We start from the raw sequence: 20,390 nt of genomic DNA, 5'->3' as shown, positions 1-20,390 counted from the left end.
CCCAACCCCATATTCAACCCACCCGTTCGTCTGTTAATCCTCATGTGTTAGGGGAAATGGTAACTATGGATCGCGCCAAGATACTTGTTGTTGATGATGACCCAGCGGTTCGGAACCTGATTTATCGTTTCTTGACTAAGCAAAATTACCAAATGGAGTCTGCTGCTGACGGTAAGACCGCCATAACGGTATTTGAGCAATTTAACCCGGATCTGGTGATTTTGGATGTAAATTTGCCCGATGCCAATGGCTATAGCCTTTGTCAAGAAATGCAGGGTCGTACTGGTGTGTTTGTCTTAATGCTGACAAGCCGCACCGATGAAGCCGATAAAATTACAGGGTTTGAAAAAGGTGCCGATGACTACCTGACCAAACCGTTTAGTCTGGGCGAGTTAGGCGTCCGGGTGGGAGCCATTTTAAAGCGCCAGCGGGCTGTGACTCAGGCTGTACAGCAACGTCTGATGTTCGACCAATTAATCATCGATCCGGTGCGCCGGGAGGTGATGCTGAACAACCAGAGCGTATCTTTAACCGCCCTGGAGTTCGACCTGCTGCATTTTTTGGCTTCCCATCCGGGTAGAGTTTGGCGTCGTTCGGAGCTGATTCAAGCTGTGTGGGATTACGAATACGTCGGAGATCAGCGCGTCGTTGACGTTCATATCGGTCAAATTCGCAAGAAGATCGAAACTGATGCGGATCAGCCAGCATTGATTCAGACAGTCAGGGGCGTTGGCTACAAGTTTGAGCTTCCCGGTGCTAAACCAGACAACGGTAAGTAGTCATTTCTGGTAACCCTTTCCACCACCCTTCAACCCGCCTTGAAACTAACCCCATTCCCCAAGCTGAGTCTTGGGAATTTTGGGGTGGGTTGGTTTTTGCGGTGCTTTTGTTTTGCAGCGCATCTACCGCGATGCAATTAAGGTATCTAACTCTTTGGTCAAGCGGTCATGGGTCATGGGTCATGGTAATCTCCTCCCCGACAATTACCCATTACCCATTACCCATTACCCATCAAGCCGAATGTCTGAATAGGGTTTCCAGGTATACCTGAGCCGCCCGACGATAGCTGAGGGACGCTTCTTTTGTGTTGCCTTCTCCATTCTGAAGCAAAAACAGGGACAGAGCCGCCGTAAACACCCGGTCAAGATCCCAGTCGGGATGGGTTTCCAGGTAGAGCGTGAGCGATTCGTGTAGGGCTTCTGGAATTTCTGCCAATATACTGACTGTCGCGTTCATACAATTCCTCTGTGAGTCATGGGTCATCGGTCATCGGTCGTGGGTCATCAGTAACAAACTAATTAACCCAAGTTGCTAGTTATCAGCTTTGGCGGTGGTCATTGGTAATAGGTAATAGGTAATTCGATTGATTGGTGGTGGAATCGGGACCATTACCAATTACCCTCGTGACCACGGCAGAGCCTAGTAACGCCATTACCAACATCCTTGGATGTAACTAGCAACTTGAGTTAATTACTGTCCGGGATGTGACCATTTGCGCGATCGCCACCAGGCTGCTATTGACATATTTCTCTCTATATGCTTTTCCACTGACTGATGACTCCCACTTGTAGGTGGGTCGCATCATTGTCTGCTAAGAGGGGGTGGGGTTGTCAATGATGCGAAATGTTACAACTGCTTTCTGAAACGAAAAACACTAACGACAGAATCAGCTTTTGGGCTTGACATTTGTTACATAACTTAAAAATAAGGGGGGGATTTGGCGGCTATTGGGTGCGATCGGGAAACAATCCCCAAGCAAACAGGAAGACAAGGGTCATGGGTCAATCTTTGTGGAAAACCGCAACCAAGCTGTGGAAAAAGTTGAACGGTGCTGTGGAAACGCTGTGAAATCTATGGGGAAATTTTGGGCGAAAGATAAGAATTGCAAAAATTTGGACTTCTTGGGCTTCTGAGGCAGGTGTGTAGTTGGGAAAGCGAGAAATTTGAGTAAAAATTAGTCTTTTAACGGTAAAACAAGGTTAAATGGGCTTCAAACGCTCACCTGTTCACTTGCACACCTGCTCAATTGCTTACACGCTCCCTTGCTCCAAAACTGTATAAACCTGGCGCTGCTCGAACAGGTCAACCAGGTGGGGGTTGAGTTTATTTTTACTAGCAGCGGTTTTGAGGATCTTAACCGCGCTCTCTGCTGATACCTTGTCCTTGTACGGGCGATCGCCAGCGGTCAGCGCGTCGTAGATGTCGGCGAGCGCTAAAATTTGGCTCGCAATGGGAATTTGTTCTTGTTTCAATCGTTGCGGGTAGCCAGTTCCATCCAACTTTTCGTGGTGGGACAATACGATGCTGGGGATATTTTTCAGATCGTTCGTCCAGGGAATCTGCTTCAGGAAATGGTAGCTGTAAGTAACGTGAGCTTCAATTGCTAACCGCTCTTCGGGTGTCAAATTTCCTCTGGGAACCATCAGCTGCGCCATTTCTTGAGTAGTCACTAAGTACTTTAATTTACCGTCTATATCTCTGTATTGATACTGGGACAGTTCTGTCCATAAAGCTAGTTCCTCGTCAGACAAAGCCTGAAATTCTCTCGTTATTGAGCTTTCTGGTTCGTTAATTTTCAGCAGCAGTTCCCATAACCGATCGAGGTTTTCCATCGCTTCTAGAAGATATGTATCAAATTCTACTAACTCTTTCCTGGTAGGAGCAAAAGAACGCTGCTGTTGAGATAAGTTTTGCAAATACTGGAACTTAGCTTGGGCGGTGTCCAATTCCAGGGTGCGCCCCGCGACGGCAAAGCGCTGACGAACGATCTCCAGTTGTTCGGGGGAGAGTTTTTTCAACCTGTGCAAAAGCGCTTCGGGGACGCCGACTTCGCCGAAGTCGTGCAGCAGGGCGGCGTAGCGGATTTCTTGCAGCTGGCGGGCGCTAAAATAAACCGACTCTAATGGCCCCGAAGTGACTGAATTGACCTCAATACTTAAACCAACGCTCAAGGCGGCGACTCGCTCGGAATGACCGTAGGTGGTCGGATCTCGCTTTTCAATCAGCTGGATAGAAGCTGTGACAAAACCCTCGAACAAGTTTTCAATACTTTCTTGCAGGTGGTTGCGCTCGATGGAAATTGCTGCCATTGAAGCCAGAGAGCGAACTATTCGCGCTTCCCAATCTGAATAAGACTGGGTGACATGCTTGACGTTTTCAGGGTTGACAACGGTATCAGGTTTAACTTTACGATTGATCAGTTGCAGTACGCCAATTACTTCGCCCTGTTGGTTTTGCATCGGTAGCACCAAAACCGAGCGAGTTTTATAGGAAAAATCGCGGTCAAAGTTGGTGTCTAGCTGATAGGGAACTTCTGGTGGCAAATTGTAGGCATCTGGCAAGTTTAAACTTTCACCCGTTAGCGCCACGTACCCGGATAGACTATTGTGAGTGATGGGCATGGCGAATTCCCGAAACGTGACCTGGGGAATCGAATCGTTTTGGGCTGCTTTAAACAGTAATTTGGCAATGCCATCGTTGCGGTCAATTAAATAAAGGCTGCCAGCGTCGCTACAAGTAATTTCTCGACTCTTCGATAAAATTAATTCGAGTAATTTTTCCAAAGAATGACTGTTAGAAAGGGCGGTGCCGATTGCCAACAGCTGTTCTACGAGTTCCACCTGTTCGGTAGATGCCAAAAGCAGTTCCTGATTCTGAGCGAGCGCAAGCTGGGTATTGGGAACCATAGTGAATTTTTCATCGAAAAAACGCGATTATTAGCTCTGTCTTTTTGGTTATTTGACCCTCGGACATTTTGAGTTTAGCGAATCAAGCCAGAATCCCCACAGCGTGCTTTTGCGGTGTGGGTATTGATTCGGGATACTTTAGTCTCGCGTACCTACTGCTTGGCATCTGTTGGCTTTGCGGGTGGGTTAAATAACACTTGAATTCCTAGGGCGGCTAGACCGATGGCGATCAGGCCAAAGATGCCGGTGGCCAGGGCGCTGACGCCGACGACTAGGGTGCGAACCGCGACGGTGATGTTAACTACTGTAAAGTTGTCGGATTGAATTGGTTTGCTGGCAAAGTTAGAGGCGATGGATGAGGTGAGGAAGTATAGCGCGATTGCCAGTCCTGCCGCTACTACTGCACCGCTCAAACAGCGCAGCGGTCCCGGTAGCGCCTTTCCAGAGGGATTTGGCTGAGTTTCGGGTTCTTTCTTAGGTGTTGGTTCTGTCATAAATTGCGATTGTTTTTGGCAATTGTTAGCAAAAAGAAATCAACTAATAAGTTGCTAATTGCTAATTGCTAATTGCTAATATAGCATTGTTCCCGAGCGAGCCATTAGCCAGCCATTAGCAACTTGAGTTATTCAACAATTTCGGTTGGAAAGGTTGGTTAATTTTGACTAAAAATGGCGATAGTTTGATTAGACTACTTTAATTCCAGTTGGGTTGAACTGAGCTAAAAAGAAATCTAGACTAGGGTCGAGAATCTCTGTTGCTACTTGTTGCTGAACGAGTTCTGCTTGGGTGCGAGATTCTGTTAGCGCGAACACGGTCGGGCCAGATCCTGACATCATCGTACCTAAAACACCAGCTTTCTCAAAAGCTTCGCGCAATTGCTGCACTTGGGGATATTTTGGCAAGACGACTTTCTCTAAGTCGTTGTGGAGGGATTGACCAATTTTAGCTGCATCTTTGTGGGCGATGGCGTTCACCAACCCTCCCGAATGTACCCTTGCCGACCTTTCTTTCAGGCTTTGGGGGTCTGATACGTAGGAACTGCTATACTGCTGTCGGTATGTCTGATAAGCCCAAGCGGTGGAAACCCCTAAACTGCGGTGTTTGGCTAATACGACGTGCAGGTTATCCAAGTCGGGTAGGGGGGATAGTCTTTCGCCTCTCCCGGTAGCGATCGCAGTGCCGCCCCCGATGCAAAATGGAATATCGGAACCCAACATTGCGGCGATTTCCTGCAATTCCGATTGAGTTAATCCTAATTGCCACATTAGATCTAACCCTACTAAAACCGCGGCGGCATTGGTCGATCCGCCTGCTAACCCGGCGGCGACGGGTATGCGCTTTTCGATTTCGATATCGACGCCGCCAAATTTGGCAAAGGCGTTGGGAAATTGGTTTATCATTAACTGCGCCGCCCGATAGGCCAAGTTTGTTTGATCTAAAGGGACTTGGGGATGGTCGCAGTGGAGGCGGATGTTGTCCGTGCCGTTGGCGTGTAAGTCGATGGTATCGGCGAGGTCGATGCTTTGCAGGATCATTGCCAGTTCGTGATAGCTGTCCGGGCGATCGCCTAAAATTTCCAGATATAGGTTAATTTTGGCTGGGGCGAGTAGGGAGTAGGAACGCATTCGATTTGAGATTTTAGATTTGAGATTTCAGATTGGGGGTAAGCTGTGACTCAATACGACCCACTCCGAGACGCCCAGGTCTTCGGCGCGGGCTTGCGGGTTAATATTTAATTGTTCCAGCAACTGGGTTAAGCGATCGCTCTCTACCACCGATTTCAAATTATTTCGTAACATTTTCCGCTTGGCGGCAAATCCCAGTTTAACCAAAGTCTCTAACCGTTTCGGATCGGCGGCGGGGGGTGCTGTTAATCTGGGGCGCAAACGCACTACGGCAGAATCGACTTTGGGCGGCGGGTAAAACGCTTGGGCTGGTACGTTACAGATTAACTCGCATTCGGCTAAGTATTGTACCCGGACTGATAAAGCTCCAAATGCTTTTGTCCCCGATTTGGCATATAATCTTTCCGCTACTTCTTTTTGCACTAGCAGCACGATTGACTCATAGCGTTCATCTGCGGGGGCAGAAATTGTACCTAGAAGTTTCTCTAAAATGGGGCCGGTGATGTTATATGGTATATTGGCAACAACTTTATTAGGTTTTTGAAACGCCGGGAAAGGTTCTAGTAAGGCGTTTAAATCGAGTTCGAGGAAATCGCCTTGCAACAGCCGAAAATTTGCGGTTTTTCCCAATTGTTTGGCTAATTTATCGCATAAATCCCGGTCAATTTCTACGGCGACAACGGACTCAGCAATAGCCAAGAGTCTTTTTGTCAAGATACCCGTACCAGGACCTATTTCCAGAAGGCGATCGCTTCCGGATAATTCGGCTGCCCCTACAATCTGGTTCAAGGCTTTTTCGCTTCTCAGCCAGTGCTGAGCAAATTGTTTTCGCGGTCGATGATTCATTAAAAAATGTTAAATTTGTTAATCGAGCAATAATTTGTAGTATAGATTACATCTGAACGCAAAAGTCTATGAATATATTAGTCTATTTGCTTCCGAGTTTATTGTTTGTTTTTTTCCAGAGTGTTGAATTAGGAGTGAGGGGAACATGGCGAAACGATATAGTCGGCGTAAATTTATTTTGTATGGTTCCGCTGCATTAGGTACGAGTATTTTTCTGAAAGCGTGCAACGGCAGTGCGCCAAATAATCCACAAACGACTGCTACGACGGCAGCAACGCCAGCAGCGTCTCCCACGGCATCGCCGGTCGCAGCAGCGAGTGGAGATACGATTAAGGTGGGGATCCTGCACTCGCTGAGTGGGACGATGGCAATTAGCGAAAAAAGCGTTGTAGATGCCGAACAATTAGCGATTGCAGAAATCAATGCCGCAGGCGGGGTTTTAGGTAAGAAAATAGAGCCAATTATAGAAGATGGTGCTTCCGATTGGCCCACGTTTGCCGAAAAAGCCAGAAAGCTGATCGACCAAGATAAAGTAGTAACAATCTTTGGCTGTTGGACTTCTGCCAGTCGCAAGGCGGTGCTGCCAGTTTTTGAAGAAAAGAAACACATGCTTTGGTATCCCGTCCAGTACGAAGGGCAGGAGTGTTCCCAAAATATTTTCTACACGGGTGCAGCCCCAAATCAACAAATCGAACCATCGGTAGATTGGCTGTTGCAAAATAAAGGGAAAGAATTCTTCCTAATTGGCTCGAATTACGTTTTTCCGCGCACAGCTAATACGATTATAAAAGCTCAGTTGGAAGCCAAAGGCGGCAAAACGGTCGGTGAGGATTATTTGGAATTGGGGAATACGGAAGTCACACCGATTATTACCAAGATTAAGCAAGCTTTGCCCAAGGGTGGCGTAATTTACAATACCCTGAACGGGGATAGTAACGTCGCCTTTTTCAAACAGATGCAAGGCGCTGGATTGGGACCAGATAAATATCCGACAATGTCTGTAAGTATTGCGGAAGAAGAAGTCAAAGCAATTGGTCCAGAATATCTCAAAGGCCATTATGCTGCCTGGAATTACTTTATGACCGTCGATTCGGCAGCTAATAAGAAATTTGTGGATGCTTTCAGGGCAAAATATGGCGCAGATCGGGTAACAAATGACCCAATGGAAGCAGCTTACATTGCGGTTTACTTGTGGAAGCAGGCAGTGGAAAAAGCGAAAACAACCGATTTGGAAGCAGTGAGAAAGGCGGCGTTAGGCCAAACTTTGGAAGCGCCAGGAGGAAAGGTAACGATGGAAAATAACCACCATATCGCTAAGGTGGTGCGAATTGGCGAAGTCAAAGAAGACGGTCAATTCAATATTGTTTTCGCCACGCCTAAAGCAGTTTCACCAATTCCTTGGAATCAATTTGTAGCAGAAACAAAGGGGCTTTCTTGCGATTGGTCAGATCCGGCTAAGGGAGGGAAGTTTAAGATTTAAGATTTAAGATTTAAGATTGCAGATTGAAAAAATATAAAATCTGCAATCTGCAATCTGCAAGTGAAGCGGGGAAGGGTAATGGCAGTATTGTTGGATGTTTTATTTAATGGGCTTAGTATCGGCGCGGTTTTGCTGATTGCGGCGCTGGGATTGGCGATTGTGTTTGGGTTAATGGGCGTGATTAACTTAGCCCACGGCGAGTTGATGATGCTGGGCGCTTATACTACTTTTGTTGTCCAAAATATATTTAAAGCTTTGGGCGGCACTATGTTTGAAAGTTATATCTTTTTTGCTTTGCCTTTGGCTTTCATAGTGGCGGCGGCGGCGGGATTAATATTAGAAAGGGGTGCGATTCGCTTTCTTTATGGACGTCCGTTAGAAACTTTATTGGCAACTTGGGGCGTTAGTCTGATTTTGCAGCAGTTTGTCCGCAGCGTGAACTGGGTGCTGATAATTGGCATAGTTTTGTTTTGTTTGTTATTTTTTGGGGCGATGTGGATTTTGCGTCGCCGTCCGGATTTCGATCGAATTCGCAATTGGGTGGTGACGGTAATGTTACCGCTGTCTTTGGGGGTGGCGATCTCATTCTGTTCGTTTTTAGCTCAAACTTATAAACTAGCGGTGACTAAACCTTGGTTTGGCGCTCAAAATGTCGATGTCACTGCACCTAAATGGTTGCGAGGAGGGTTGCCCCTCGGTACGATACAATTGCCCTATGCGCGATTGTTTATTATTGGTTTGACGATTATTTGTATTGTCGGGATATATCTATTTTTACAGCGATCTGCTTGGGGATTGCGAATTCGCGCGGTGACTCAAAATCGCAGTATGAGTTCTTGTTTGGGGATTCCAACTGCTAAAGTAGATGCGATGACGTTTGCTTTAGGATCGGGATTAGCTGGTGTGGCGGGATGCGCGATTAGTTTACTCGGTTCTGTAGGGCCAAATACGGGTCAAAATTATGTGGTAGATACGTTTATGGTGGTGGTGGTTGGCGGGGTGGGCAAGTTAGTCGGTACAATTGTGGCGGCGATCGCTATCGGTACTGCTAATTATCTCATCGGTTCGGGTACTCTGGCGCTATTGCTAACACCGATAAAACCCCTGGCGGATTTCTTTACCATTTTTGCTACAACGAGTATGGCAAAGGTGATGGTGTTTGCTTTAATTATTGCGTTTTTGCAAGTCCGTCCCGCTGGTATGTTTCCCCAAAAAGGACGTACTGTTGATGCTTAAATGAAGCAATTATATTTGGTGCAACAGATTTTTTAAAATGAACCACAGAGGACGCAGAGAACGCAGAGGAAAGAAGTAGAAAGAGATCTCCACGTATCATTTAAGATAATAGTAGGAAGGGGTATGGGAAGAAAAGTAATTTTTTCAGATAAATTTGGAGTTAATTAGGAGGTAAAAAAATGGAAAAAGGGGAGAAAGGTAGAGCGATAAAAAGGGGGAATGAAGGAGAGGAAAATCGGGTGGAAGGGAAAGTCTACCAATATCCCCAACGTCACCAGAAAGGTAGGCAAAATTGGAGTAAGCACGAACTATATGATGCTAATACTGTATCAGGTTGGAGCAGGCTGACGCAAAAGCAGCGATCGCTACTCATCGAAGCAGGGATTGTGGGGGCGATCGCTTTGGTATTAATTTTAGTGATGCCCGCGATTCTTTCAGAGTTTCGTCTCAATTTGTTGGGTCGATTTTTAGCATTGGCAATCGTCGCTTTGGGGATAGATTTAATTTGGGGTTATACTGGACTCCTGAGTTTGGGGCACGGGATCTTTTTTGCCTTGGGGGGTTATGCGATCGCTATGCATCTGCAATTAGCACACCTCGCACCAGGTATATTACCGGAATTCATGAATTTATATGGTGTCACGGAATTACCCTGGTTTTGGATGCCTTTTTATTCTTTGCCGTTAGCGACTGTTGCTGTGTTTATTATACCAGGTTTAATGGCAGGAATTTTGGGTTATTTGGTATTCCGAAATCGGATTCGGGGGGTTTACTTTTCTATTTTAACCCAGGCGGCGACGATTGTTTTTTTCAATTTCTTTAACGGGCAGCAAAAGTTATTCAACGGCACGAACGGGTTAACGAATTACAAAAGTTTTCTAGGGTTAGAGGTAAAAGCAACCCAAACCCAGTTTCTGTTTTATGCTTTGACGGTATTATTGTTAGGAGGAGGCTACGCCCTCTGTCGGTGGCTGACCAGCGGACGCTTTGGCAGGCTACTAATAGCAATTAGAGATGATGAAAGTCGGGTGAGGTTTTCCGGTTACGATCCAACGGGATTTAAAGTTCTGGTTTTTGCCATTTCTGCCGCCCTCGCTGGTATTGCTGGCGCCATGTTTACGCTGCAAACGGGTATTATTTCACCCAAAGCAATGGATATTGCTTTTTCAATTGAAATGGTAATTTGGGTAGCGGTGGGAGGTCGTGCTAGTTTAGTAGGTGCGGTTTTAGGAGCCGTGGTGGTAAACTTTGGGAAGAGTATTCTCAGCGAACAATTTCCCGAAGTTTGGCTATTTTTCCAAGGGGCGCTGTTTTTATTGGTTGTAACAGTGCTTCCTGGCGGTATCGTGGGATGGTGGAAAGAACAAGGGATGGAAAGAATGCGAAGTCTTCTAGGACGACCCAAACAACTATCAACCTATCCCAGTTTAGAAGAAAACCCCGAAGTGCAACAAGAACGAGAAGAATTGTAATCTTACCCAATTAGCAATTAGCAATTAGCAATTACCAATTACCAATTCCCAATTACCAATGAACGCCAAAATATTAGAAACTGAAAATGTCACGGTTAGCTTCGATGGATTTAAGGCGATAAACCAGCTAAATTTTAGTTTGGATGTCGGGGAGTTGCGGGTAGTTATTGGTCCCAACGGTGCGGGGAAAACAACTTTTTTAGATGTGATTACTGGGAAGGTACAACCAACGGAAGGACGAGTGTTATTTAAAGGGCGAAATACGAAAAAGCTTTCCGAACATCAAATCGCCCGGTTGGGAATTGGTCGCAAGTTTCAAACACCCCGGATTTACCTGAATCTATCATCCCGCGAAAATTTGGAACTGAGTTACAATCGCAACAAAAATGTTTTTAGCACTTTGTTGGGAAAAAGTTCTAGTAGCGATCGCAACCAAATAGCAGGTTTATTAGAAACCATTGGTTTAGCCGCTAAAGCTGATATTCAAGCTGCTTTGCTGTCTCACGGAGAAAAGCAACGCTTAGAAATTGGTATGTTAGTCGCCCAGTCTCCCGATTTATTATTAGTCGATGAACCAGTCGCCGGACTGACTGATGAAGAAACTTATAATGTGGGGGAATTGTTACTAGCTTTAGCAGAAAGTCATTCGATTTTAGTCATCGAACACGATATGGAATTCGTGCGTCAAATTGCCCGCAAAGTCACCGTATTGCACCAAGGATCGGTTTTGTGTGAAGGAACTATTGAAGAAGTACAAAACGATCCGCGGGTGATTGAAGTCTATTTAGGTTCTAGTACTGAAAATTGATCGAACGAGAAACAAGCTTGGGTGCGTTACAAATCTTGACGTGCCAGTAAGGTAAGTCCTGTTTATTTTTTTTAAGAAACCAGACAACTGGAAAATTGCCTGCCAAACTTGTAGATAACGCAAGTTGCTAGTTGCATCAAGCGGTAATGGCTAATGGCTAATGGGTAATGGCTAATGGGTAATGGGTAATGGGTAATGGCTAATGGCTAATGGCTAATGGGTAATGGCTAATGGCTAATGGCTAATGGGTAGTTGTCAAGAAGGCAAAAGCCTGTTAACCCAATTAGCAATTAGCAATTAGCAATTAGCAATTAGCAATTACCGCTGTCAGAAGTTATAACTAGCAACTTGAGTTAGATAGTTGCATCCTCCTCAAGGAGAACTGGCAGTGGAGTACGAAATTCGCTACAAACCAGCCTTTGCTGCTATTTTTGTCACCCTCAATCCTGGTGACAGCATTACAGCGGAAGCGGGTGCAATGACGAGTATGGATGCCAGTTTGTCGATGCGGACTGGATTTTCTGGTGGGATAATTTCCGGTTTACTGAAAAAATTCTTTGGGGGAGAATCCCTATTTGTTAATGTATTCAGCAATCAAACCCAGCAACCTTTAAAATTGGTTTTAACTCAATCTGCGATTGGAGATATTGCTTGTGTTGAATTGCGCCGTGGGGGAGAATTTTGCTTTCAACCCGGTGCTTATATTGCTCACACTTCTGGCGTCAAAATCGGCGTGGAATGGGCAGGATTTGCCAGTTGGATATCGGGTGAAGGACTATTTAAGCTCAAAGTAAGCGGGGAAGGAAAAGTATTTTTTGGTGCTTATGGAGGTTTGACCAAAAAACGCATCAATGGAGAATTTATCGTTGATTCTGGTCATTTAGTCGCCTACGAACCTCAAATTAAAATGAAAGTGGGGTTAGCGGGTGGATTAGTTGGATCTGTGACTTCTGGGGAAGGATTGGTGAATCGACTTTCCGGTGAAGGCACGATATATTTACAGTCGCGCAGTATTGATGGCTTAGTGAGATATTTACGTCCCAAAGTTCGTTAGCCATCAGCAACTCGGTTTTTGGCATGAGTTATTAATTGTTACGCAAATGTCACAATGGAAGTTGAAATATTACATCAACCTGATAGCGCGATCACTCGCGTTATTCTAGAAGCAGAAGAAGAATTAGTCGCAGAAGCTGGCAGCATGATTGCCATGAGTGGTTACATCAATGCCAGTACCACTTTACGCAGCGGCAAAGGTGGAGGAATTTTAGGCGGACTCAAGCGCCTGGTGGCGGGAGAGTCGCTATTTTTGAGCGTTTTTCGCTCTCCAATTGCGGGAGGAGAAATCTTTTTATCTCCTAAATTAATCGGTGATATTCTCCTCTATGAAATGACCGAAAATGGCTTAGTTGTCCAAGCTACTTCTTACCTCGCCAGCGAATCAAGTGTAGATATTAATGTGGGATTTCAAGGGATAAAATCTTTGTTTTCCGGCGAATCGATTTTTTGGTTAGAAATGAGCGGTTATGGTTCGCTTTTACTGACTTCCTTTGGCGGGATTTATGAAGTTCCAGTCAATGGCGAATACATCGTAGATACTGGTCATATTGTGGCGTTTGAAAAAAGCTTAACCTTTAGCATCAGCAAACCGGGTTATAGTTGGATTGGTGCTTTTTTAGGTGGTGAAGGTTTGGTTTGTCGGTTTAAAGGACAAGGTCGAGTATTTTGTCAAACCCATAACCCCGGTGCTTTTGGTTCTTTGGTCGGGTCTCAGTTACCGCCAAGATAATCTTCGTAGTGGCGCTTGGGCGCTACTACAAACCTAGACAAATATGGAGGTTAAAATGAGCGAAATTGCCTACGAAATCGACCATGCGCCTGCTTATGCATCCCTGCGTTTAAATTTAAAGGCAAATCAAACTGTATTAGTTGAATCGGGCGCCATGGCAGCTATGGACCCTTGGATAAAAATGAAATCAAAAGCCAAAGGGGGGTTGATGAAAGGTCTTGGCAGACTGGTCAGCGGCGAATCTTTTTTTGTGAGTGAATTTACCGCTGAAGGCAAACCGGGAGAATTATATATTTCTCCCGGCGTCCCTGGCGATATTCAGCATTATTATCTGAATGGCAATGCTTTGATGATTCAATCTTCGGGATTTGTAGCTGCCAGCACAACTGTAGAAATAGATACCAAATTTCAAGGTTTTAAAGGCTTTTTTAGCGGGGAGTCGTTATTTTTGTTGCGCGCGACGGGGGAAGGCGATATCTGGTTCAGTTCCTATGGGGGAATTGTAGAAATTCCTGTGACGGGCGATTATATAGTAGATACTGGCTATATTGTTGCCTTTGAAGATTCGTTAAATTACAAGGTTGAAATGTTGGGGGGCTTATCGTTTAAAGGTCTAAAAACTGGCATACTAGGCGGTGAAGGTTTGGTGTGTCGTTTCAGCGGTCAAGGACGTTTGTGGGTGCAGTCCCGCGAACTTTACAGTTTGATTAATTTCTTAAACCCTTTCCGTCCAGTTAAAAGCAGTAGCTAATAACATGTCGCGTCAATTAGAGGCAAGCGATCGCAATCCACCCCCCAGCAACCGTCAATTGCTGATTCTGTTAGGAATCTTTGTCGGTTCTATTCTGGTAATTATCTGGCTGATCGGTATCATCGCCAATAGTTTAGTTTGGCTGATTCCGCCCAGCGTAGAACAACAAATCGGTAAAATTGTGCTTCCCGCTTACGAAAAATTAGCGCCAGCAACCCCCGCCCAAAATACGCTAAATCAACTATTACAGCGTCTAGAAACTAACTTGCCCGAAACCCAAAAACAGCAAGATTATCGCGTACTCTACGTGCCAGAACAAACGGTAAATGCTTTGGCATTACCGGGCAATGCCATTGTAATTTATTCCGGTTTGGTGGCAAAGGCAGAGTCAGAAAATGAAATAATGATGGTATTGGGACACGAACTAGGACATTTTGCCCACCGAGATCATTTGCGGGGTTTGATGCAAAAATTGTTGTGGCAGATCGCGATCGCATATATTATAGGAGATTCGAGTTGGCTGCAATCTTCGGCTGCAACTGTTGTGAATGCAGTCAGTCAATCTCAATTTTCCCAATCTCAAGAACTACAAGCAGATGAATTTGGTTTAACTTTGTTGCAGGCAACTTACAATCACGTCGCTGGTGCAACCGACTTTTTTGCTAGATTAAGTCAATCACGAGGTGCAAATTATGCCTTCTTCTCTACCCATCCCGCACCGCTTCAGCGCGTCGCCCAATTGGAACGTTTAATTAAACAAAGAAATTACCCGGTTTTAGCGAAATCGCCCCTACCCCCGGCGCTGCGCTAACAACTCTAGTTGCTAGTTATAAAACCGATCCCCCCAAACCCCCCGATGCCTTGGGGGGCTTAAGAGAGTTGAAAAGACATTTTCTCCCCTTAATAAAAGGGGCTGGGAGAGAGGTAATACCAATATTCCATAACTAGCAACTTGCGCTAATAATGTATAAAGTTCCACCAAAACCAATCGTAATTAAAAGTAATGAGTAGCGCGATCGCTTCCCAACCCAACACCCCAACTGCACTAATGCTGCAAGTTTCTGACTTAAATGTCTACTACGGCGAAAGTCACATTCTCCGCGATGTAGATTTAAGCGTACCAGCAAGACAAATGGTTTGTCTCATCGGACGCAATGGCGTAGGTAAAACAACGTTGCTGAAGACGATTATGGGTTTAATTAAACCCCGCACGGGTACAATTAGTTTGACGGGTGAATCAATCACCGATAAATCCCCCGATCGACGCGCAAAAATGGGGATTGGTTATGTCCCCCAAGGACGGGAAATTATTCCCCGCTTGACGGTGAAAGAAAATCTGCTGCTAGGTTTGGAAGCTTTACCTACTGGCAGAAAAATGAATCAGGATATTCCAGAGGAAATTTTTGATCTGTTTCCCGTGTTGAAAACTATGCTTTCCCGCATGGGTGGCGACTTGAGTGGCGGACAACAACAACAACTGGCGATCGCTCGTGCTTTAATGGGACAACCCCGGTTACTCGTCCTCGATGAACCTACCGAAGGCATTCAACCCTCAATTATCCTGGAAATCGAAGCCGCCGTCCGCCGCATCGTTCAAGCTACAGGTATTTCTGTTCTCTTGGTAGAACAACACCTGCACTTTGTGCGACAAGCTGATCGCTACTATGCAATGCAAAAAGGCGGTATTGTCGCTTCTGGTCCCACCAGCGAACTCAGTCAGGATGTAATTCAAAGGTTTCTAGCCGTCTAATCCCAGGTAATTTGTCATGGGTAATTGGTAATTGGATTCATTGGCAGTAGGGGCGGGTTTTACCAATAACCTTAGTCAGCTTTGTCGCCAGCAAAAATTTCCTCGGTTGCCTTGCCCCTACTGTTTGTCAAGCTCCGGTAATGAAATTTTATCAAATTTAATAAAAATTAATTAAATATTTATTAATAAAATAATTAGGTGGCAAAATAATATTTGTGTTGCAGAAACAATCCAGCAAAGAGCAAGGTCAAAAATACCTGAAAAACCTGAGGTTTTTCAGATTTAATCGGGGGAATTGTATGCAAGAGTTAATGAATTATAAATAAAGTATAGAAAAATAAAATAAGATAAAGTTAAAATATTGTCAGGATAACTCGCCATGTTATGTGTAGTTATTTGAAGCGAGTGATGAAACCAATAGCCAGTGGCAGTTCAAAAGACTGAATCAAAACTATGGGGAAGGTGGCAAAGGTTGCAACCGAAAATTCTCATCTTTACTTTTGGAGCATCTTTGCTGCCAGTTTTGTTCCTGCTGGCAGCGGTTTGGCGCTTCATGCATCAACCGCTGACCGAGTTGGAAAGAACTCGACTTGACGATCAAGTGCAGGCGTTTCGGGGATACACTTCTGCTACCGAGAAGGGATTGCAAAATTTAGGCAAAAGCTATGCCATCTCGACAGGTCTATACAATGCAATCGCACAGGGAAATCGAGTTTGGATTAAGGATGAGGTAACCGACCAGCTGGTTTTCTCTACCGATGTGGATAACGTGCGGGTGGTCAACGTGCAAGGCGAAATCTTGGGAGAACGGGGAAAAGCTTTGCAACATACTGGGGTGCAACAGCGGATTAAGGCTTTAACCAAGGTGGGAAAAGCAACCCAGGAGTTGATAGTATTGGGCGATCGCCAACTGTTGGCGCTGCTAACAGAACCCATTTTCCGCAGCGATGGTAGCGGCAATTCACCGGGAAACATAATTATCGGTCAAACATTGGATGATGCTTGGTTGCAGAAGTTTTTAAGTTTTTCCCAACCGACTACCAGGTTGAAAATTATTTCCCTCTCCGGTTTGTCGGTGGTTTCCAGCAGCGACAAGACAAGCTTTGATACCTGGGAGAAAAATAATTTGATCCCGGTGGTGTTACCGGCAATTAAACAAGGTGAGTCAGTATACCGTATCGAACCGGAGTCTGGGTTAAATACAGTTTATGCGCCGCTTAATTCTGCTGGCAAGCTGGTAGCGCTGCTCAAAATTCAGATTGAGTCCGAGTATTTCCAGAAAGCAGCAGTAACCCTGGGTCGCACAATTTTGATTGGACTGGTTTTTGCCTTGGTACTATCGGTTGCGATCGCGCGCCTTTTAGCCAAACAAATTGGCGAACCGATTAACCAATTAGCCGAACGCAGCAAAACCCTCGCTGCTGGCGATCTAATCTCTCCCATTCCCGGCATTAATGCAGGGGGAGAAATCGGTCAATTAGCAAAAGCCTACCAAGAAATGGCATTAGCCTTAAAAACCCTGATCGACAACCTAGAACAGCTAGTTGCAGAACGCACCCAAGAGTTAGAACAAGCACGCCAAACATTAGAAGAAAGGGTGCAGAAACAAACTGAAGAACTGTTGTATAAAAATCAGCAATTGCAGCAAGCTTCCGAGCAATTAAAGTATCTCAATAGCACCTTAACCGACCAAGCAGAACAACTGAGCCAAGCTTTACACCACCTCAAAAAAGCTCAAGCCCAATTGGTTCAAACTGAAAAAATGTCGTCCTTGGGTCAACTGGTAGCTGGCATTGCTCACGAAATCAATAACCCGGTTAATTTTATCTACGCTAATCTGTTTTACGTCAGTAAATATACAACAGATTTGTTTGAACTGGTTCGCCTTTATCAGCAGCGCTATCAAGACCCTGAAATTACTCAACAAATTGAAACAATAGAACTCGATTATATCACCACAGACCTGCCTAAAATTTTAGCTTCCATGCAAACGGGAGCCTCGCGCATCAGTCAAATTGTCCAAACTTTGCGGAACTTTTCTCGAATCGACGAATCGGGTAGGAAGCGGTTTAACATCCACGATGGAATCGATAGCACGTTGCTGATGCAAAGTCGCTTGCGTTCCCAAGCCGGAGCCTGGGGAAGAGGCGAAGACAACGGATATCCAGAAATTGAGGTAATCAAAGAATACGGCGATTTACCGTTGGTTGAGTGCTATCCCAGACAGATGAATCAGGTGTTTATGAATATCATCATCAATGCAATTGATGCCATAAACGAGTCATTAGTCAATGGGCTATTTTCATTGGATAATCCCCCGAAAATTGCGTTCAAAACTCAAAGGGTGAATCAAAATCAAATTCAAGTGATAATTTGGAATAATGGCGCTGAAATTCCCAAAGAAAATATGGGCAGAATCTTTGACCCATTTTTCACCACTAAGCCAGTCGGTAAAGGCACTGGTTTGGGACTTTCTATTTGCTACCAGATCGCCCAAAATCACGGGGGTACTATTGATGTAACTTCCGCACCTGGACAGGGAACCGAATTTGCAATTTTACTGCCGATCGCAGCAGCAAATATCTAATTGCTAATTGCTAATTGCTAATTGCTAATTGCTAATTTAATATATACGGAGTCATTTCGATGCAACGGGAAACGCTAAAATAAGGTATCCCCTTCTGAGGGCTTCGTGATGGTTTCAACTATTCAATTCCATACCTATACCGTCGAAGAATTTTTAACACTTGACTTGCCGGAAGGACAAGAATACGAGCTAATTAATGGAGTAATAACGCCGATTTCCGAACCTTCCGGGGAACACGAGAATTTGAGATCGGGACTCATGGTAGAGTTGACCTTGGAAAGTCGCCGTAGCAAGCTGGGGTTGCTCATCCACCCCAAGCCGGTGATGCAACTTGGAAAAAGAGATACCCGCAAACCGGATCTAATTGCCATAAATCGGGAATCCTGGAATCGGCAGACGCAACCAGAAGCAGTGTTGAAAGAACCTCCCAGCGTCGTCATTGAAATTGTGAGTACAAACTGGGAGGAAGACTATCGCAATAAACCCCTGTGGTATGCCGCGTTTGGGGTGAGTGAATTGTGGATTATCGATCCACTTTTCACCATTGCCCGATATCCCAAACGCAAGAATCCTAAAATTCAAGAACCAACTATTTCAGTGGGAAAATTAGTTTCTTCTCCCAGTATTTTGGTTGAGCGGGAATATGAGTTTGAAAGCTTCACGGGTAGTGACAGAATTAAATCTCAATTCTTCCCTGATTTAGCGATCGCAGTTGAGCAGATTATTGCCTTTGGAGAAGGGGTTTGAGCAATACATTTGATTGTAGGGTCACGGCGTTCTAAAATCTTTCGGTTAGCAGCACAGCCTTTGATTGTAGTAGCACGGCGTTCTAAAATCTTTCGGTTAGCAGCACACCCTTTTGATGCCGTGCTACTACTCATATCATGTCCGGTTGTATCGGTAGTGCAACCTGGTATCAGACAGGCGGTGCTGCCGCAATACCAGCTCCCGTGTTGTTATAGAGATCCAGCGCATTTTTGATCGAGTTGCCAGCATCGATGGGCAAGGGAACGCCAGTGTTGAGGTTATAGGGACTGGGAGCGCCACTGAGACTGGTAATACCAGAGTTCCAGTAGGTAGAGCTAGATGCAATTGCAGGACTGCGCCCGTCCAAGGTTGCGCTGCCCAAACCTCTCAAGTATCCGTCGCCTTTAAGGTCGCCATTTTCATCGGGGGTCAATACCTGGAGCCAGCTGACTCCCTTGTTCATATCAACCGTATCCGCTGGGTTTCCGGCGAGGAAGTTGAGCCATGCGGCAACGAGGGCGCGATCGAGTATATAGCGAGAATCTTGCTGTATTGTTTGGTTCGATGCGCCCAGAATCGCCCGTGCCTCAGTCAGGTTGTAGAAGATGGTATTTTCACCACTATTTGTAATTCCATCCCGGTTATAGTCACCGATGAGAAGGCCCCGGCTCGACGTTCCAGTCACCGGATCGGTCACCAGTCCATTGTTTGGTAGTTGCTGATTCGGATCGCCGTTTTTGTACAGGAGAATATCAGCTTTGGGGAAGTAAAGCTGACCCGCTTGACTGGGTACGCTAACATCACCATCCCAGAAGTCTTGCCAAGTCGTGTTAACCCAGAATCCTGGTGTCCTGACGCCGGGACCAGGGAAGCCGGTGTAGGAACTGGGGTCGGTGGCATTTACAGGCGTTCCATTAAACGAACCATTTGCGGTACCGATGTTGTTGTAGTTCCCCGCGATCGCTGTTCCCGTTGCCTTGTAGAGCCAGTTTTCTCCCACATCCAGGGTACTGTTGTTGTTGGCGTCGCCACTTTGGTAAACAGGTGTCACCCCTGAGATATTATCGCTGACGCTGAGGTTGGAAATGCCCACGTTGCCCGTATTGGTGACTGTGTATTCCCAACTGATAGAACTGCCTGCGACGATACTCAGTCCGTCGCCTTTGGTACTGCCGTAAACGGTTACCTTATTGATGGCAATCTTCGGGTTAGCACCGAAGTAGTTGGCATCATCGCTATCGCTGAGGTTCTTGGTGTTACCAACGCCGTCAGTATAAGTGCTGGTGGCGGTGGCTGTATTGGTGTGCTGACCTGCTTGCCAAGTGGCACCAGTGAAGATGGTTTCATAAGTGCCACCCACTGCTAACGAAGGAATGCTGATTGCCGTCCCCGCCGCAGCACCGTTGAGGTCGAAATCGCTATCCGACAAGCTGATAGAAGTCAGAGCAACGTTGCCGGTGTTGGTAACGACGAACTTGAACAAAAAATGCTGAGCGCAGTCCCCACCCATAATGAAATTTGGGTGGGGTAAGCGAAGCCCAAGATAAAAGCGCAGCAACTGCTTTATTCCGGATGTTCCTGACTCTGGACGTAACGAATAAGCTTCTCAAGATTAG

General features: G+C 45.6%; 19 protein-coding genes. 13 read left to right on the top strand and 6 right to left on the bottom strand.

What is annotated here, in order from left to right; all coding sequences use genetic code 11:
• The first annotated feature begins 65 nt into the window (after positions 1 to 65).
• A complete protein-coding gene (locus tag ACE1CM_RS23975; RefSeq protein ID WP_374881237.1) occupies positions 66 to 779 on the top strand; it encodes a response regulator transcription factor in 714 nt (237 codons plus the stop codon).
• Between the two features lie 232 nt (positions 780 to 1,011).
• On the opposite strand, the gene ACE1CM_RS23970 is transcribed toward ACE1CM_RS23975, so the two are convergent.
• Positions 1,012 to 1,236, bottom strand: coding sequence for a DUF2811 domain-containing protein (locus ACE1CM_RS23970; RefSeq protein ID WP_226586008.1), 225 nt, complete (start codon positions 1,234 to 1,236; stop codon positions 1,012 to 1,014).
• Positions 1,237 to 1,686: 450 nt separating this feature from the next.
• Here ACE1CM_RS23970 and ACE1CM_RS23965 point away from each other — a divergent pair, with 450 nt between their 5' ends.
• A complete protein-coding gene (locus ACE1CM_RS23965) occupies positions 1,687 to 1,848 on the top strand; it encodes a hypothetical protein (protein ID WP_374881055.1) in 162 nt (53 codons plus the stop codon).
• Positions 1,849 to 2,030: 182 nt separating this feature from the next.
• Here ACE1CM_RS23965 and ACE1CM_RS23960 read toward each other — a convergent pair whose 3' ends face one another.
• The 4 genes from ACE1CM_RS23960 to rsmA form a co-directional block, all read right to left on the bottom strand.
• Entirely contained in the window at positions 2,031 to 3,686 is a 1,656-nt protein-coding gene (locus ACE1CM_RS23960; protein WP_374881053.1) for an HD domain-containing phosphohydrolase, read from the bottom strand.
• Between the two features lie 152 nt (positions 3,687 to 3,838).
• Positions 3,839 to 4,180, bottom strand: a complete 342-nt coding sequence (locus ACE1CM_RS23955) for a DUF3082 domain-containing protein (protein WP_374881051.1) — start codon at positions 4,178 to 4,180, stop codon at positions 3,839 to 3,841.
• Between the two features lie 189 nt (positions 4,181 to 4,369).
• Complete coding sequence (gene ispE, locus ACE1CM_RS23950) at positions 4,370 to 5,311, bottom strand: 4-(cytidine 5'-diphospho)-2-C-methyl-D-erythritol kinase (RefSeq protein ID WP_374881049.1); 942 nt, start codon at positions 5,309 to 5,311, stop codon at positions 4,370 to 4,372.
• Between the two features lie 27 nt (positions 5,312 to 5,338).
• The gene (gene rsmA / locus ACE1CM_RS23945; RefSeq protein ID WP_374881047.1) at positions 5,339 to 6,157 is read right to left on the bottom strand and encodes a 16S rRNA (adenine(1518)-N(6)/adenine(1519)-N(6))-dimethyltransferase RsmA; all 819 of its coding nucleotides are present in this window, start codon (positions 6,155 to 6,157) and stop codon (positions 5,339 to 5,341) included.
• 145 nt (positions 6,158 to 6,302) lie between these two features.
• Between rsmA and urtA the strand changes: the two genes are divergently transcribed.
• From urtA to ACE1CM_RS23890, 11 genes are all read left to right on the top strand, one after another.
• Complete coding sequence (urtA, locus tag ACE1CM_RS23940; RefSeq protein WP_374881045.1) at positions 6,303 to 7,637, top strand: urea ABC transporter substrate-binding protein; 1,335 nt, start codon at positions 6,303 to 6,305, stop codon at positions 7,635 to 7,637.
• Positions 7,638 to 7,715: 78 nt separating this feature from the next.
• Complete coding sequence (gene urtB, locus ACE1CM_RS23935) at positions 7,716 to 8,873, top strand: urea ABC transporter permease subunit UrtB (RefSeq protein WP_374881043.1); 1,158 nt, start codon at positions 7,716 to 7,718, stop codon at positions 8,871 to 8,873.
• A 179-nt stretch (positions 8,874 to 9,052) separates the two neighbouring features.
• Positions 9,053 to 10,345 (top strand): urea ABC transporter permease subunit UrtC, encoded by a 1,293-nt coding sequence (urtC, locus tag ACE1CM_RS23930; protein WP_374881041.1) that lies wholly within the window; start codon positions 9,053 to 9,055, stop codon positions 10,343 to 10,345.
• 58 nt (positions 10,346 to 10,403) lie between these two features.
• A complete protein-coding gene (gene urtD, locus ACE1CM_RS23925) occupies positions 10,404 to 11,153 on the top strand; it encodes an urea ABC transporter ATP-binding protein UrtD (protein ID WP_374881039.1) in 750 nt (249 codons plus the stop codon).
• Between the two features lie 388 nt (positions 11,154 to 11,541).
• Positions 11,542 to 12,207, top strand: a complete 666-nt coding sequence (locus tag ACE1CM_RS23920; RefSeq protein ID WP_374881037.1) for a TIGR00266 family protein — start codon at positions 11,542 to 11,544, stop codon at positions 12,205 to 12,207.
• Between the two features lie 54 nt (positions 12,208 to 12,261).
• The gene (locus ACE1CM_RS23915) at positions 12,262 to 12,939 is read left to right on the top strand and encodes a TIGR00266 family protein (protein WP_374881035.1); all 678 of its coding nucleotides are present in this window, start codon (positions 12,262 to 12,264) and stop codon (positions 12,937 to 12,939) included.
• A gap of 55 nt (positions 12,940 to 12,994) precedes the next feature.
• Positions 12,995 to 13,690 carry a TIGR00266 family protein gene (locus tag ACE1CM_RS23910; protein WP_374881033.1) on the top strand — a complete coding sequence of 232 codons (696 nt, stop codon included), beginning with the start codon at positions 12,995 to 12,997 and terminating at the stop codon, positions 13,688 to 13,690.
• Positions 13,691 to 13,694: 4 nt separating this feature from the next.
• Positions 13,695 to 14,501 (top strand): M48 family metallopeptidase, encoded by an 807-nt coding sequence (locus tag ACE1CM_RS23905; protein ID WP_374881031.1) that lies wholly within the window; start codon positions 13,695 to 13,697, stop codon positions 14,499 to 14,501.
• 237 nt (positions 14,502 to 14,738) lie between these two features.
• Positions 14,739 to 15,440, top strand: coding sequence for an urea ABC transporter ATP-binding subunit UrtE (gene urtE / locus ACE1CM_RS23900; protein WP_374881235.1), 702 nt, complete (start codon positions 14,739 to 14,741; stop codon positions 15,438 to 15,440).
• A gap of 424 nt (positions 15,441 to 15,864) precedes the next feature.
• Positions 15,865 to 18,027 carry an ATP-binding protein gene (locus tag ACE1CM_RS23895; protein WP_374881029.1) on the top strand — a complete coding sequence of 721 codons (2,163 nt, stop codon included), beginning with the start codon at positions 15,865 to 15,867 and terminating at the stop codon, positions 18,025 to 18,027.
• A gap of 108 nt (positions 18,028 to 18,135) precedes the next feature.
• Positions 18,136 to 18,774 carry a Uma2 family endonuclease gene (locus ACE1CM_RS23890; RefSeq protein ID WP_374881027.1) on the top strand — a complete coding sequence of 213 codons (639 nt, stop codon included), beginning with the start codon at positions 18,136 to 18,138 and terminating at the stop codon, positions 18,772 to 18,774.
• Positions 18,775 to 18,943: 169 nt separating this feature from the next.
• On the opposite strand, the gene ACE1CM_RS23885 is transcribed toward ACE1CM_RS23890, so the two are convergent.
• On the bottom strand, positions 18,944 to 20,284 hold the full coding sequence (locus ACE1CM_RS23885) for a hypothetical protein (RefSeq protein ID WP_374881025.1): 1,341 nt from the start codon (positions 20,282 to 20,284) through the stop codon (positions 18,944 to 18,946).
• Positions 20,285 to 20,390 lie beyond the last annotated feature (106 nt).

It is taken from the genome of Microseira sp. BLCC-F43 (assembly GCF_041929235.1).
Taxonomy (GTDB): domain Bacteria; phylum Cyanobacteriota; class Cyanobacteriia; order Cyanobacteriales; family Aerosakkonemataceae; genus Microseira.
This window is presented reverse-complemented; position numbering and strand designations above follow the sequence as displayed.